Source organism: Mucilaginibacter sp. P5_A6 (genome assembly GCF_056400585.1).
Window position 1 is genome coordinate 136,713 of sequence record NZ_JBFUKZ010000018.1, and the last position, 14,601, is coordinate 151,313.

Annotated in this window: 14 protein-coding genes; 3 read left to right on the plus strand and 11 right to left on the minus strand. The window is 44.2% G+C overall.

What is annotated here, in order from left to right; translation table 11 throughout:
- Positions 1-33: 33 nt before the first annotated feature.
- Positions 34-1,815, minus strand: a complete 1,782-nt coding sequence (locus AC1DO4_RS18620; RefSeq protein ID WP_477418527.1) for a M81 family metallopeptidase — start codon at positions 1,813-1,815, stop codon at positions 34-36.
- 1 nt (position 1,816) lies between these two features.
- Between AC1DO4_RS18620 and AC1DO4_RS18625 the strand changes: the two genes are divergently transcribed.
- A complete protein-coding gene (locus AC1DO4_RS18625) occupies positions 1,817-2,077 on the plus strand; it encodes a hypothetical protein (RefSeq protein ID WP_477418529.1) in 261 nt (86 codons plus the stop codon).
- A gap of 26 nt (positions 2,078-2,103) precedes the next feature.
- Here the strand turns inward: AC1DO4_RS18625 and AC1DO4_RS18630 are convergent, their stop codons facing one another.
- Complete coding sequence (locus AC1DO4_RS18630) at positions 2,104-3,348, minus strand: sensor histidine kinase (protein ID WP_477418531.1); 1,245 nt, start codon at positions 3,346-3,348, stop codon at positions 2,104-2,106.
- Between the two features lie 152 nt (positions 3,349-3,500).
- Positions 3,501-5,207 carry a hypothetical protein gene (locus AC1DO4_RS18635; RefSeq protein ID WP_477418533.1) on the minus strand — a complete coding sequence of 569 codons (1,707 nt, stop codon included), beginning with the start codon at positions 5,205-5,207 and terminating at the stop codon, positions 3,501-3,503.
- A gap of 268 nt (positions 5,208-5,475) precedes the next feature.
- Between AC1DO4_RS18635 and AC1DO4_RS18640 the strand changes: the two genes are divergently transcribed.
- On the plus strand, positions 5,476-6,240 hold the full coding sequence (locus tag AC1DO4_RS18640; RefSeq protein ID WP_477418535.1) for an SDR family NAD(P)-dependent oxidoreductase: 765 nt from the start codon (positions 5,476-5,478) through the stop codon (positions 6,238-6,240).
- Between the two features lie 199 nt (positions 6,241-6,439).
- Here AC1DO4_RS18640 and AC1DO4_RS18645 read toward each other — a convergent pair whose 3' ends face one another.
- The gene (locus AC1DO4_RS18645) at positions 6,440-7,246 is read right to left on the minus strand and encodes a helix-turn-helix domain-containing protein (RefSeq protein ID WP_477418537.1); all 807 of its coding nucleotides are present in this window, start codon (positions 7,244-7,246) and stop codon (positions 6,440-6,442) included.
- A gap of 67 nt (positions 7,247-7,313) precedes the next feature.
- Entirely contained in the window at positions 7,314-8,198 is an 885-nt protein-coding gene (locus tag AC1DO4_RS18650) for an oxidoreductase (RefSeq protein WP_477418539.1), read from the minus strand.
- A 198-nt stretch (positions 8,199-8,396) separates the two neighbouring features.
- On the opposite strand from AC1DO4_RS18650, the gene AC1DO4_RS18655 reads away from it, so the two are divergent.
- Positions 8,397-9,635 (plus strand): MFS transporter, encoded by a 1,239-nt coding sequence (locus AC1DO4_RS18655; RefSeq protein ID WP_477418541.1) that lies wholly within the window; start codon positions 8,397-8,399, stop codon positions 9,633-9,635.
- Between the two features lie 2 nt (positions 9,636-9,637).
- Here AC1DO4_RS18655 and AC1DO4_RS18660 read toward each other — a convergent pair whose 3' ends face one another.
- The 6 genes from AC1DO4_RS18660 to AC1DO4_RS18685 form a co-directional block, all read right to left on the minus strand.
- Complete coding sequence (locus AC1DO4_RS18660; protein ID WP_477418543.1) at positions 9,638-10,288, minus strand: NAD(P)/FAD-dependent oxidoreductase; 651 nt, start codon at positions 10,286-10,288, stop codon at positions 9,638-9,640.
- Positions 10,248-10,529, minus strand: a complete 282-nt coding sequence (locus AC1DO4_RS18665; RefSeq protein ID WP_477418545.1) for a hypothetical protein — start codon at positions 10,527-10,529, stop codon at positions 10,248-10,250. The genes AC1DO4_RS18660 and AC1DO4_RS18665 overlap by 41 nt, the downstream gene beginning before the upstream one ends.
- Before the next feature lie 63 nt (positions 10,530-10,592).
- Positions 10,593-11,342 carry an HAD-IIB family hydrolase gene (locus tag AC1DO4_RS18670; protein ID WP_477418547.1) on the minus strand — a complete coding sequence of 250 codons (750 nt, stop codon included), beginning with the start codon at positions 11,340-11,342 and terminating at the stop codon, positions 10,593-10,595.
- A gap of 83 nt (positions 11,343-11,425) precedes the next feature.
- Entirely contained in the window at positions 11,426-12,442 is a 1,017-nt protein-coding gene (locus AC1DO4_RS18675) for a nucleoside hydrolase (RefSeq protein WP_477418549.1), read from the minus strand.
- Between the two features lie 204 nt (positions 12,443-12,646).
- Positions 12,647-13,942, minus strand: a complete 1,296-nt coding sequence (locus AC1DO4_RS18680) for a hypothetical protein (RefSeq protein ID WP_477418551.1) — start codon at positions 13,940-13,942, stop codon at positions 12,647-12,649.
- Between the two features lie 71 nt (positions 13,943-14,013).
- Complete coding sequence (locus tag AC1DO4_RS18685; RefSeq protein WP_477418553.1) at positions 14,014-14,331, minus strand: hypothetical protein; 318 nt, start codon at positions 14,329-14,331, stop codon at positions 14,014-14,016.
- Positions 14,332-14,601: the final 270 nt, after the last annotated feature.

Below are 14,601 nucleotides of genomic sequence, written 5' to 3' on the forward strand. Positions count from 1 at the left end.
TATTTTCTGTCAATATTTCCACGTTACATGTTTTTAAAATACATACAACCCATCCGACGATGGAACCAGTTTAGCTGAAAGATCCGGGTCTTTCATGTTTTTATCCAGCGGAAACATGGGGCGCAGGATCCTGTGGTAAGGCAGGCGTTCTATATTTTGGTCAACTCCTCCCGGTGTCAGGGCAAGCAGCCAGTCGGCACGCATGGCATAAAGTTCGGGTTCCAGGTAACCAATTTTTACCACCACAATATCAGCTTTGCGTGGGTTAAGGCCCAGGCGGGTAAAGTCGATCTCCTTATGGTAGGGCTTACGTTTTTGAGTAATAATAACATGTACACTCCCAACCCGCACTACTGCTTCAACCTCGGCATCCTTATCCCCATATTGTATAGATTCCACAGTTCCCGAGAGCTTTATCGGGGTAGCATACCGGGCATCAACCAACGCCCCGGCATAATCTTCCACATGCCCGCCAACACCGGCAGTAATGGCGCTTTTCACCAATTGGGGAGCAGGGATAGAGGCATAGATTAGCGAGGGACCATTATCAGCCTTAAACTCCGGGCGGGCAAGGATCTGCGTCAGTGTCCAGGTGGCGTCACCGGCGCCACCAGCCGTGGGGTTATCGCCCGAATCGCTGATATAAAAAGGATGCTTCGTACTTGCCAGGGCCTTGTTAAGGCATTCGCTTAAGGTGCCGGTTGGCGCTACAAATTCAAAGGCATTCCGGGCATCCCAAAACCTGCGCGCCAGTTGTTCTGCAGTATGTGTTACCTTGTCCTTATCATCGCCTGTTACCATTACCACCGCATGATTGCGCGGTTCGTCGGCCCAGGCGTAGCCTATCCATATGGCAGCGTCGGTAATCCCAGCTTGCGCCGCTGCAGGTGCAACCGCTTTATAGATACTTTTACCGGGTTCTATGCGTGTACTTGTTTTTTCGCCGGGCAGCAATATAGGTATCGGGATATAAGCTTTGTACCTGGGTTTTCCTTTACCACTTTCAATCCTGTCAATCAAATTCTGTACCGCCCGTTGCTTGGTTTGCATGGCATCTTCATGCGGGGCCATCCTGTAACAGGTAATCAGATCGGTATTTTGTGCCAGGCGCCAGGAAACGTTGCCATGCAGGTCCATAGAAGTAGAGATGATTGTTTTTTTACCAACTACTTTCCTTATCCGTACGATGAGATCGCCCTCCGGGTCATCAAGCCCTACTACACTCATAGCGCCATGAATATCAAGGTATAAACCATCATACGGTGCATATTTTTTAAGCGAATCCAGCATTTTATTTACCAGTGACTCATAGGCCTGCCTTGTAACCGCCCCGCCGGGCAGACTTTTACCTACCACAGTGGGAAACCATACTGCCTTTTTGCGAACAGGCGAATCAACCGCCAAAAACGGGTACGAACTAAATACTTCCGAACTATATTTTGCATGAAAAGCCGCCTCATCCGTAAGTGCCGGCGAAAACGTGCTCGATTCTATCCCGAGCCCCGCAATAGCGATTCGCGGCAGCGGCCTGGCTAACTGTATACTGTTTATTTTTTTGGCTGAAGAGTTATGCTTATTTTTAAGGTAAGCAGAAGAAGCTGGGATTTTAATTTTATGATTTGCGATCTTTAAGTTAACGGGCCTTGCCCCGGTAAACCAAACTATTAAAAAACTTGAAATTGTTATTAACAGCAAACGTTTAAGCATATCCATAAATAAAAGGTTGTTATAAAGATACATTTTTACTTTAAGGTACCGCGATGTCCAAAGTACCTGGTAAATTACCCTGTAAATATTACCATAAACCCACCTCAATATGAAACGATCTGAAATTATTAAACGCGAACTGGAAGTTGCATTTTCCAAACATTCCCAGCCTGTTTGGTTCAGAATTTTGAAATATATTTTAATCGGTGGTATGCTTTACTTTTTTTGGGGAAACAAATTACTTTGGATCATTTTTCCGGTTCTGTTTGTTTTTTCCTTATGCCTCCATTTTTGGTACAGGTATAAAACCCAGGGCTGGACAAAAAGTTATGGACTATGGAAATATGATAAAAACAAGCCTGGCACCTAAATAGGTTGAAGTGTTATCATATAACCTCAAATAGTAAACCAAAATGTTGATCCTTTTCCTATGGTACTTTCAACACCAATTTCGCCCCGATGCTGTTTAATAATTTCAGAAGAAATATAAAGCCCCAGCCCTACGCCCGGGTAATTTTGAGAGGTATTTTCAACCCTGTAAAACCTATCGAAAATATGTTCAATTTTTTCTGCCGGAATACCAATACCCTTATCAATAACTGAAAATTTGATCAGGTCGGCAGATAACTTTTCAAACCTGATGGTAACGGGTTCCTGTAAGTCGGCGTATTTGAAAGCATTGGTCAGCAGGTTAGCAACAACCTGGTCAATCTTTCTTCTGTCGGCATTTATTACTAAATCTTCAGGTCCATCTATCAGCACCTCCCGGTCAATTCCAGCCTTACATTGCTCTGCGCTTTCCACAATTAAATCCATCAAATTAAAATCAGTTTTATTTAACTCCAGCTTTCCGGCCTGGATTTTGGTAACATCCATCAAATCATTTATAATCCCGGTAAGCTTATTGGTTTGATTAACCGCCTTTGTAACAAAAGGCGATATCGTTTTTAAATCATCATTTTTAGCAACCATTCTTTCCAATAACTGCAACGATGCCTTTACACTGGTAATTGGGGTTTTAAGTTCATGGCTTGCAATACTCATAAACTCATCCTTTTTCGCCATCAGCTCTTCTGTGGCTTGTTTCAAAATTTCGTGGTTTTTTGCTTCCTGCTCGGCTTTTTTTCTTTCCTCTATCTCAATTTCCAACTCCTTCTGGGTCCTGATCTTATAGATCATTGGCAAAATTTTGTACAAAAAGTACACGGTAAACAGAGAAACTACAGCGGTAGCAAACCTCACTAAAGCGCTTAGCCGATATGCCGGCCACCAAAAAATAATAGCATCTAAAAAGTGTGTGGTTCCGCACAGCATGATAAACGCAATAAATAACCAGAATATCCTGGGGAACGGAATATCCTTTCGCTTTTTCAGCAATAAAAAAAGTAATAAAGGGATGGCAAAATAGGCGGTACCAATAGCAAGATCTGATAATATGTATAACCAGCCATGAAAGTCAGTCCAGTTACCGCAGTGCCACCTCGCTGGCCAGTCGGCAGTATCAAATATGTTGGTAAAAAAATCTTTTCCCTGGGCTGGTAAACCAGCTTTTGCGGTGTGAGTTAATGTTTTACCCGACTGGCATGCAGAATCGCATACCACCGGCAATTTAGTAATTGCAATCCCGGAGTTGGCCATCATTTTTTTTAATGTTTTTGTTTCCAATCCTGTTTTAGTTTATGTGATCCCGGTTGATACAAGGAGTAGCGTCGGGTTTTAAATTGTGATGAACTTCGTTTTCTGGATTCGTTTACATTGAAAATAGTAAGCGGAAGACCAGAAGTTTTTTAATTTCAATACCTCCAACTTTTCAAATCGGCCCCTTTAGGAGCCCTTGTTTTAACCTCGGCTGCCCATTTTTTGATAAACATCTGGTGGTAACGTAGGCGGCTGATATAGTTGGGCTGGGTATGGTCGCCGTTCCAGCAGTGTTCGGCACGGTCGCCGTAGTCAATTTCGCAGCCGCAATTGGGGTTGTTTAGCTTTTTCAGCATATCCTCGGCACTGTAAACAGCATTATTGAGGTAATAGGTATCCATATCACCTACGTAAATATGAATTTTCCCCTTAAGGCTTTCGCCTATCTTAGGCCAATCACGCTGAATGATGTGGGTAAGGTCAAAGTGATTTCGCCAGTAAGCGGCAACGCTTGTATCAATTGCTCCTGTATATTTATCAAAAATACGCTGCGGATAACCATCCTTATCCATAGGCGAAAAAACCGCCTCCCATATATCAAACTGGTCGCCGCTGCGGCTACGGCTGCCCAGGGCAAGCTCGCGTTGGTTAACTTCTTTTAGGGTGGCGCTTACATGGCCAAGGTAATCACGCTCGGCCGGGCGGGGTGTTTTTTTGAAATCGCTTGTGGGGTAATATGCGTTTTTATCGTTGTAAATATCGATGGTAGTATAATGGTGAAAGTCTACCGGATCGGGGCAGGCGGCGTAACAGCCATTGTACTCCCTGGGGTAAAATACCTGCGCTGCCAATACCTCCCAGCCACCCGTTGAGCCACCGTACATGAACCTCGCCCATCCCTTTCCTATCCCTCTAAACTCCTTTTCAATCTCCGGGATCAGCTCATAGGTTATCGCATCACCGTACGGACCTAAATTGGCCGAGTTTACGGCATACGAATCATCATAATAAGGGTTGGCATGCTGAATCTCGATAGCGAGCACCCGGGGAAACCCCGGACCTGTCCATTGCCTGTAAAAGTCATAAGCTTCCTGCTGCACAATTTTATTGTAGCCGGTGATATGGAAACGTGCCGAGGTATCGGCCTTTAAATTTTTATCGGGCGGTGTAGTGCTGAAACCCTCCAGGTCGGCCGGGAAATGGCCGTGGAAAATAGCCAGCGGATATTTTACTTTAGGGTGCTCATCAAAACCGGCTGGTAGCAAAATATTGGCGCCTAAATACATCGGCCTGCCCCAGAATTCGGTAAGCAGCTTGCTTTGAATTTTGATGTGCTTAATGTATTTGGTATCCTTAGGCGCTTCAATTGGCGGGATAATTTTATTGATAGTGAGCAATGCCTCGTTTGATGCAGCCGGGTCGAAATGAATTTTTATTGGGGCCGAATAGATATTGCCCGGCGCTATGTTCCAGTGCTGCCCCTCGCCCCTGTCCATGGGCAGTTTTACGGCATGACCGGTTTTTAAATGGAAAGTTTCGTATTTATGCAACAGCACCTGTACATAGTAGTCGCCGGCAGGTACATCCTTTAAACGCTCGAGCGGGTAACCAACGGCCTGCACATCCATCAATTGGGTGGCGCCGGGTTTCCATCCATCTACATCCATACCAAAAACTAATTGTGTATTGGCGGCATCGCCAACCTGGAAACGGGGTTCGGCCTTATTATTTTTGGAGAGTAACAGTAATAACCTGCCACCAAGGTCTTTTTCGCCAAGTGCGGCATCGATACTTACCCTGAACGTTTGTGCATGCCCAAAAAATGGAAAGACCACCAATAGCAATAAGATCAGTTTTTTCATGTGTAAGGTGTTTGGACCTAATATAAGGAAAATGTTTATTCCGAAAAAATTAAGCGGATGGAAAGCCAGCTGAAAGCTGAAGGCTTAAAGCGAAAAGCTATGAAGTAAGAATATCTGAAATCTTTTACCTCTGCGGTTTTTGCTTTAAGCCTTCGGCATTTTGCCTTCGGCTTCCAACCTGTTTGATTTTCGCAAACATTGGATTGATGTATGCAAACTGCCCGGCATTTTACATGTTAACTTTGTTCTATCAAATTAAAACAGAAAAATGGAACCAACAAGTAAAATAGCCCTTGTAACCGGCGGCAGCCGCGGGTTGGGTAAAAATATGGCGCTGAGCCTTGCCAAAAAAGGCATTAACGTGATACTTACCTATCGCAGTAAACAAGATGAGGCACAGGCCGTAGTGGCCGAAATTGAGAAGGCTGGCCTTAAAGCTGCGGCTTTACAACTCAACGCCGGCGATGTTAAAAGTTTCGATAATTTTTTCGCCCAGTTAAAAGAGGTACTTAAGGATACTTTTAATACGAGTCACTTCGACTTTTTAATAAACAATGCGGGTATTGGGGTTGGTGCTCCTTTTGCCGAAACTACCGAAGAAGACTTCGACCTGCTTTTCAATATCCATTTAAAAGGCGTTTTCTTTTTAAGCCAGAAAGCATTGCCAATTATTAATGATGGCGGCCGCATCATCAATATATCAACCGGTTTGGCCCGTTTCAGTATGCCGGGTTATGCAGCATATGCATCAATGAAAGGCGGTGTTGAAGTACTAACAAGGTACATGGCCAAAGAATTAGGCGCACGCGGAATTGCTGTTAACGCAGTTGCTCCCGGCGCCATTGAAACAGATTTTGGCGGCGGTATGGTACGCGACAACCAGCACGTGAACGACCATGTTGCAGGTATTACCGCATTGGGCCGCGTAGGTTTGCCGGATGATATTGGTGGCGTAGTTGCATTTTTATGCACAGAAGAGGCCCGTTGGATAAATGCGCAACGGATAGAGGTATCCGGCGGTATGAACCTTTAAAATTACCGTTTAACTATTACTCAAAATAAAAAAACTCCCGGCTGGCATCCGGGAGTTCCTAAACAAAAATTCAAACCAATAAATTAATTAACCTTTACACCTTTTTGTACGTTAATTAAAACAACAGGGTTACAGTCAATAAAAAATATTTTTAATATTGTTAATCGGCCAATCCGGCGAAGCTTTGATTAATTAATAATTAAATCCTGGACGGAGCTACGCCATAAGCTTTTTTAAACGCAAACGAAAAATGCGACAGATCTTCAAAGCCCAGGTCGAGGTAAATAGCTGAGGGGGCCTGGCCTTTTTCTTTAATAAGGTAATGCGCTTCCTGCAACCTGCGCTGCTGCAGCCACCTGTTTGGGGTAATGTGAAATATCTTTTCAAAATCGCGCTTAAAGGTAGCCAGGCTTCTGCCTGTTAAATAGGCAAACCTGTTAAGGTGAACGTTAAAGTGATAGTTTTTATTCATAAAACCTTCCAGGTCTATTTTGCCGGGTTCGCTAAAATCAAATAAAACATCTTTAAGTTCGGGATTGGCCTGCAGTAATATCAGGACGGCCTCCTGTAGCTTTAATCGCTGCAGATCATCGCTGATAGCATGCCCCGTTTGTTGGTAAGGCAGCAGCGAATCCATAAAGCTCCTGTACAAAGGATGTGGCTTCAGGTTAATAAACGGGCCTCCCATATCATGCTTATCCGATTTCAACCCATACGCTATACTAAAGTTTCGCAGTGTTTCCTGGTCAAGGTAAACAGATAGTGCTCTGTACTCGCCATTTAAGGGTGGCCGCTTTATAAATTTAATAAGCTGATTGCGTTTGCTCAGCCTAAAATCTCCTTCATTAACTGTATATGATTGGGTTCCGTCGTTAATCTCGATTGAACCGGCAACCTGGTAGCTAAAAACATGTTCGGGCACAAACTGCTCACCCTCCCTGCTATTGGTTACATAACATGTATGGCGTATTTGCTGTAATATCGGCGCTTTTTCCTGCTTAAGCATATCAGTTCAAATTTATAAATAATAACAATGCAGGTGCCGGGCTGCATTGTTATCAATGTCTTTTCTTTTATTTTTTCATACTCAGGTATAATTTACCCTGTTCAGATTCAAAGAAATTTTCCGATTCATCGTGGTCTGTCGAAATACTAACCTGGTACCATTTTTCCAGCTCGGCCAGTTTTGCCAGTTCAGCATTTTTTACAAGGGCTACCCCTTCGCTGCCTAATATTAAATGTAATGGCGGCTCGGGCTCTCCAACTATGTCAATCATAACTTTTGCCGCCTTATCCGGATCGCCCACCGGTATAAATTTTCCGCTCTGGAAAAGTTCTGCCCTTTTACCAACAGAACTTTCATAACCTTCAATAGATTTTGCATAGGTCATCGAGTCGCCTGCCCAATCGGTACGGAAACCGCCAGGTTCAACAACAACAACTTTTATACCCAAAGGCGCCACTTCCCGGGCTAAGCCTTCGCTGAAACCACTTAAGCCAAATTTAGCAGATTGATAAATGGTAAGGCCAACGCTACCTACCCTGCCCCCAATTGAGCTGATTTGCAGGATATGGCCCGAACGCTGCTTACGCATATAAGGTAATACAGCACGCGTGATAGCAATGGGCGCATACAGGTTTGTTTCCAGCTGGCTGCGCACCTGCTCATCTGTAAATGCTTCGGCTGCACCGGTGATGCCGAAACCAGCATTGTTCACCAATACATCTATACGACCGAAATGCTGTATTGTACTTTCAACCGCCGCGTTGATCTGCTCCTGGCTGGTTACATCCAGCTGAACGGGAAACAACTGGCCGGGATACCGATCTGCCAGGTCATTTAATTGCGCTGTATTACGCGCCGTTGCAGCTACCTTATCGCCTTTGGCAAGTACTGCTGCGGTAAGGCTGCGCCCCAATCCGCGGGAGCTGCCTGTTATAAACCAAATTTTTTCCATGTCTTTTTTACTTTTTGTTATGACAAATATCGGGTGTATTCACAAGCTCAACTTTGTTAAAAGGCTCAAACTACTTTGTTAAAAAGTGCATGTGATTAAAAACACACACTTACCATCATTTGAAAATGCAGGCAATCCACAATCAAAAACTTATCTTTAAGTCACCTGTATTATAATAAATCAAACCTGTTCCATTTAATGACATCAAGCACCTCCAAAGCAACCCTATTCCCCATATTGCTGGTAAACTTTATTGATGCCCTGGGCTTTAGTGTTGTTATCCCGTTTTTGGTGGTTATCGTTTTAAAACTTGGCGGGCACGAGGTGGTGTATGGTTTTTTGAGTGCTACGTATTCCTTTTTCCAGCTGATAGGGGCACCTATACTGGGCAACTGGTCTGACAAGTTCGGGCGTAAAAAAATCCTGCTCCTGAGCGAGGCCGGCACCTTTGTGGCCTGGCTTATATTTTTAACAGGTTTAATTATACCCAACCAACAAATAAAACTAACCAACAACCTGATATTCAGCATTCCTTTACTGCTCATTTTTTTAGGGAGAGCCCTGGATGGCCTCACCGGCGGTAATATGTCTGTAGCAAATGCTTATGTGGCAGATATTTCTGTAAAAGACGACCGCAAGCAAAATTTTGGACGTATGGCCGCTGCATCCAATATGGGGCTTATTTTTGGACCATTGCTGGCTGGTTTATTAGGGGCAACCATACTGGGCAATATATTACCGGTGATAGTTACGGCGTTCATCTCGTTAATTGCTTTACTGGTTATCTGGCTGCGGATACGTGAGCCACAGGTTAAAAAAGAAGCTGTCCCTGGTCCCATCCTAATAAAACAAACCAATTTAAAAGGATTGAAGGAAGTGTTTAACCTGCCTTATGTACCATATTTTTTGATCCTTTACTTCCTTATATTCTTAGGCTTTAACTTCTTTTATGTTGGTTTCCCGGTTTATGCTGCCGGGCAGCTGCACTGGAACGTTTTAAAACTGGGCATCTACTTTTCGTTTTTAAGCGGGACAATGGTTTTAATTGAGGGGCCTGTATTGAGCTTTATTGCCAAACGTGTTTCGGGCGCTGTGTTGGTAATAACCGGCAGCCTCATTCTTTGCACCTGTTTTGTGCTTTTAAAATTTGAGAGCATGGTGCTTATCTATTCTTCTGCCCTGCTTTTTGCTATTGGCAATGGCATCATGTGGCCCTCCTTTATCGCGCTGTTATCCAACACCGGGAACGCGCATGTGCAGGGCAAAATACAAGGTTTTGCAGGGAGCGCGGGCAGCCTGGCCAGTATCATCGGCCTTATTAGCGGGGCGTTTTTGTACCATACACTGGGCTCAAACCTTTTCCTGGTAACAGCGGCGTTTATGCTGCTGATTGCATTTGCAGCAATACCTTTGATCGCGATTGAGAAAAAGATGTGAGATCAAAACTCCTCATTAATCAGTTCCTTACTTATTACAACACCAGCTAATGCCCCTCCCGAAACCGCTGTAGCAACTGTGCGCATAGGTGAAGTGCAATCTCCGGCTGCATAAATACCGGGAATACTGGTTTGATACATTTCGTCTACCTCAATATATCCTGCATCGGTGATTTGGCAACCCATCATTTGAGGGACATCGCAATGCTGCCTGAAAGCCGGGCGGGCGTAAATTGCATCTAAAGGATATTTTTTACCAGCTGCTAAATGTTTTATCTGCCCCTGGTAGTGTTTAACCTCTTCAACTAAATCTTCAACAACATTAATATGGTGCGATGCCAGTTTTCCAGCTTGTTCGGTAGTAAATGTTGACGCCCCGTTGGTAAATAGTGTAAGATCATTAGTCCAGTTGCTTATCATCTTCGCATACTCATACCCCGTATCATCATTACCAATTATACCTGTTTGTTTGCCATGCACTTCGTACCCATGGCAAAAAGGGCAATGGATCACAGAAATACCCCAGCATGCTGCAAAACCAGGAATTGGGGGCATTATGTCATATATACCGGTAGTAAACAACAATTTTTTAGCTTTATAAGCCTCACCTGCTTCAGTGTAGATAGTAAAAACCGTCAGCGTTTTTTGTTCCATTAATGGCTTTGCAGCCCAGGAACTTTACCGTAGGGTATTTTTCGGCTTGCTCCCTTGCCTTTGCTGCAATAGCACCCGGCGTTTCGCCATCCCGGGTAAGGAAATTATGTGAATGCGGTGTTTGGCGGTTACAAGGTTTCCCGCTATCTATAACCAGCACATGTTTTAAGGCCCGGCCCAATGTCATAGCCGCCTGTAAACCGGCATAGCTACCTCCCGTTATAATTACATCAAAGATCATGATCATCAAGATTTAATACTGACAAAAGTATTGAATTAAAAGCAACAATGTTGCTTTTAATTCTTATTTCTTCAAACACACAATTACAGCTTCAATAACTCTCTTAGTTTCCTGCGGATYGCGAACCTGGATACAGTCGGCGCCGGTGGTTCGGGCGGGCTGGTCGTTGCCGCCGTCAAAAAGGGCATCGCCCATGAACAACATTTCTTTGATGGATACTTTCAGCGTATCACGCAGTTTGTACATCCCGTAAGCCTTATCAATACCTGGCTTGGTAACATCAATGGACGTGGCCCCACCCAGGTTCACGGCAAACCCCGGAATCAGCTTATCAAGAATGGCCTTAATCTTTTTGCGCTTTTTAAAATCCGGGTCCCAGGCTTTTTTAGGTTCAAGAGGGGCTTTTTGCCCAAGTGCAGAGAAGGTGATCTGGCTATCCCGGTCTTCTATCGTATCGCCCCAGGTGCTTTCGGCTTTAAAGCCCGATTTTTCAACCGCCTGGTTTAGTGCCCCGGTAATCTTTTTCTTTTCCTCAGGGGTAAAATCCTCCGAATATATCTTTTCCCACCCGGACGCTTTGTACCGGTAAAACTTGGTTCCGCAGGTTGGCAGTATGGACAAATGGGCCAGTTTGCTGCCATTTGGTAAATGGGCTATTACCTGCTTTTCAAACTGGGGCCAGTCTCCGCCAGATATAATCGCCACTTTAGCCACTTCCAGCAGGCGGGCAAACAGCAAGGCCATTTCCTTATCTATCGCGGCCTTGCTTTCGGCCAGGGTACCATCCAGGTCAAAAACAATTAGTTTTTTCATGCTTTAGTCCAACGGACGAGGAGGGTATTGGTTTTAATTTATTCCGCCGCTTTAACACCTGGCAATGAAGGTCAATTGCACCTTTAAAGCAGTTCCAGTTTGGCAAAAAAATCATTAAACATCAGGTTAATATCCAGGTGCTGGTAAACCCTGATGTTTCGGCCATTGGCGTTATACTCATATGCGCCTTGTACATTTATCCGCGGGCAGGACTTAAGCACATAATCGCTGCTTGAAGGGTCGGCCTCAAAGGAGGATTGCAGCGCGGTAAGCAATACCAGCGGACTATCGCCTAAAATATAGGTTTCGCCAATATTAAGGTGATATTGCTGTAAGCGGACCATGAGGTTTTCAAGCACATTGTTTAAGTACTTCCCTGTTTCGCCCCGGGGTTTTATCCGGGTTTGCAATTGCGAGTACGGCAATATAGCCTGGCGGTAAGCATTACGGGGTACCTGCCATAATTTTAATTGCGAATGGTTAAACACTGCCCTTGCAGCAGCAATATCAATATTAAGGTTATACTCGGGATTTGAATAATTGGGTGGTGGTAATGCCAGGTCGCTATATTCGGGGCCGCCTATCCAAACTAAAGTAAACTTACCGGCTATTTGGGGGTTGGTTAAAACAGCGGAGGCTACTTCGGTGAGGCCGGCTCCGCAAAGTACGTATAAGGGCAATGATGTATCTGCACGCGATGCTTCTTTGATAATAAAATCCACCGCTGCACTTTTAACAGGGGTGCTGTCGTTAAGCATACCCGTGTTTGATCCGGCAATTACCGGTATCCGGCCATTCAGTTTCATGAGAGTTAGCAATTCGGTCGCTTTTTTGGCGGCATTGTCTGCCTGGTTTTTGGAATTATCAAATCCATCGCCTACCTTAAGGTGCGAGCCAATAATGCCCCTGATCTCTACAGATGGCGATAATATAAAGTGGGCGAGCGCAAATAAACCATCCGGATCGCCGCTAAAATCATTATCAATAATAACCCGCATCCGGGCCGAAACAGGTTTGTTGCTGCTACCCGGCTGCGCAAAAGTTAGGGATGGCAAAATAAAAAGCAGCAACAGGCTTATCCGGGACAGGTTTGTTTTCATGGTTTTAGTTTAATTGGTTAGCAAGGGCAATATAAACGTTTTTTGATAACCATGTAATTATACATATTACTGTTTTAAATGGCACGCATTAACATCTACCATCGTGTCAACCTGAAATTGACGTTAGCCTTTAGTCGAAAGTCTGAGGTTCTAAGTCAGAAAAAAGAGCAAATCCGGCTTATAACTTAGTACTGTTGACCAACACTACCTGTTCAGCGGATACTCATTTACCCAATGAAACCCACGCCTTAGTAATAAAAAATTATTCAGATCGTATTTTTTGAGGCTGATCGTCAGCGAATCTTTATCCCATTTGCCTTTTAGCAGCAGGTCGCCATTTTTAGCTTCGGCATAAGTAAACAGGTGTTTATCGGCTGTGTCGATAAAATTATTTATAACGATGGTGTGTTTTTTAAGGTCGGGTTTAAAACTGTAGTTTTTTAAACTATCGTTCATCAATTTAATCCGTGCGTTATCGGCGTAGCTAATGATCAGTTTTGCCCATCTTGTGGTATCAGTAGTAAGCGGTGCAAGGGTGTCCTTATTCCGCACAAAGCTTTGCACATTATAAATGCCATAAAAAGGCGGCTTTTTAGCCTTATCGCCGTAGTTTTGGGCAGCTTGTAAATTACTTATGGTGTACCCAACAAGCACATAGGCTATAAAAACATATTTAATACTGCTTAAGGTGATGTTTTTCCACCTGGCCTTAAAACGGTGCGGGGCTATGTTTGATGGCGGAGCTGCCTTGTTTAGCAAAAAGAAGTTAATTAAACGCAGGGCATCTTTAATCAGCAAAAACAACGACATTAATACCAGCATAGTTGATAGCAACTTAACCGGCACATCAAAACAATAGTTTATGGCCATAATGTTACCGGCAACTACTATACCTAAAATTGCACCCAAGGTTGTTGTTTTACGGAAAAGCAGGCACAAGCCACAGGTAATCTCTGCCAAACCGGTAAAATAATTAAAACCGGTGGAGTAACCCATATACGTCCAGGCCAGGCCCATGGGCGATGCATTGCCAAAGGGCTCCAGCAAGCGGGTGGGCGAAGGCGACGGGAACTGGAGTTTAATCACCTTTACAAAGCCATAGGTAAGCATGGTGATAGCCACATAATAACGCACTATTACGCAAACCCAGTAAAACAGCTTATTATAATTGCGGGCCTTTCTATCGGCTGCCGACCAAACACCGGCACTTAAACCAGCCACTACAATGCTGAACAATATGATCAGGTAATCATAAGTAGTATCGCCGCTGCCATTGGTAAATACAGTTATGGGGTTGGCCATATGCAGTACATGGGCAGCCAGCCAGGGGATTAGTTTATGAAATGGCTGAATGTAGTATTCCGAGGCGGCATCTAAAAATGGGATGGTGCCATTGGGGTTAAAAAATATGTACAGCAAAAAAAACACCAGGAAAAACCTTAAGCTTATTTTTTGCGCACCAGACCAGCAGATGGGTTCGGTAGCGGCAGTAGTGGTCATATTATTGCGATGATTTAGTTTAGGCTAAATATAATAAATCAGGGCGTAAATATTTGATGGGTAAAGAAAATTTAAATCACAACCGCTCCAAGCGTTGCCGTTTCGGCCATAAACAACCTGTTAATAAACGACCATATAATATCAAGCAAGCCGCGCTTTTTTACACGAACAACAACAGGCGTTTCAACAGGGGGTTGGTCTTCGGGCGGTGTATCTAACTCCTGCATTTCAACCAGGATGCTTTCGCGTATGGCGGGGTCGCGGTTCACAATATCATCCAGTTCGGTGAGTTCGTTAAAGGTTGCTTTTCCGCTTCTTTGTCTTTTAATCAGGATGTCGAAACGGTCTTGCGAAAAAGTACGCCGTTCCAATTGTTTGTGATGCTTCATGATGCTATCCCTTAGTAAATAGCATGAAGCAAAGCTAATGCCATGGTTATAACAATTTGATTATCAGTTATTTAAAATAAGTAAAGTTAGATACCCGTTCATTTTTGATACAAGGGCATGTACGGTATCGGACGCGAAAGGCGAAAGGCGAAAGGCGAAAGGCGAAAGGCGAAAGGCGAAAGGCGAAAGGCGAAAGGCGAAAGGCGAAAGGCGAAAGGCGAAAGGCGAAAGGCGAAAGGCGAAAGGCGAAAGGCGAAAGGCGAATCAACC

Excerpts from the sequence above, each read along its gene's own strand:
- AC1DO4_RS18625 (WP_477418529.1), top strand. The coding sequence starts at position 1,817 with ATGAAACGATCTGAAATTATTAAACGCGAACTGGAAGTTGCATTTTCC.
- AC1DO4_RS18630 (WP_477418531.1), bottom strand. The coding sequence starts at position 3,348 with ATGATGGCCAACTCCGGGATTGCAATTACTAAATTGCCGGTGGTATGC.
- AC1DO4_RS18635 (WP_477418533.1), bottom strand. The coding sequence starts at position 5,207 with ATGAAAAAACTGATCTTATTGCTATTGGTGGTCTTTCCATTTTTTGGG.
- AC1DO4_RS18640 (WP_477418535.1), top strand. The coding sequence starts at position 5,476 with ATGGAACCAACAAGTAAAATAGCCCTTGTAACCGGCGGCAGCCGCGGG.
- AC1DO4_RS18645 (WP_477418537.1), bottom strand. The coding sequence starts at position 7,246 with ATGCTTAAGCAGGAAAAAGCGCCGATATTACAGCAAATACGCCATACA.
- AC1DO4_RS18650 (WP_477418539.1), bottom strand. The coding sequence starts at position 8,198 with ATGGAAAAAATTTGGTTTATAACAGGCAGCTCCCGCGGATTGGGGCGC.
- AC1DO4_RS18655 (WP_477418541.1), top strand. The coding sequence starts at position 8,397 with ATGACATCAAGCACCTCCAAAGCAACCCTATTCCCCATATTGCTGGTA.
- AC1DO4_RS18660 (WP_477418543.1), bottom strand. The coding sequence starts at position 10,288 with ATGGAACAAAAAACGCTGACGGTTTTTACTATCTACACTGAAGCAGGT.
- AC1DO4_RS18665 (WP_477418545.1), bottom strand. The coding sequence starts at position 10,529 with ATGATCTTTGATGTAATTATAACGGGAGGTAGCTATGCCGGTTTACAG.
- AC1DO4_RS18675 (WP_477418549.1), bottom strand. The coding sequence starts at position 12,442 with ATGAAAACAAACCTGTCCCGGATAAGCCTGTTGCTGCTTTTTATTTTG.
- AC1DO4_RS18680 (WP_477418551.1), bottom strand. The coding sequence starts at position 13,942 with ATGACCACTACTGCCGCTACCGAACCCATCTGCTGGTCTGGTGCGCAA.
- AC1DO4_RS18685 (WP_477418553.1), bottom strand. The coding sequence starts at position 14,331 with ATGAAGCATCACAAACAATTGGAACGGCGTACTTTTTCGCAAGACCGT.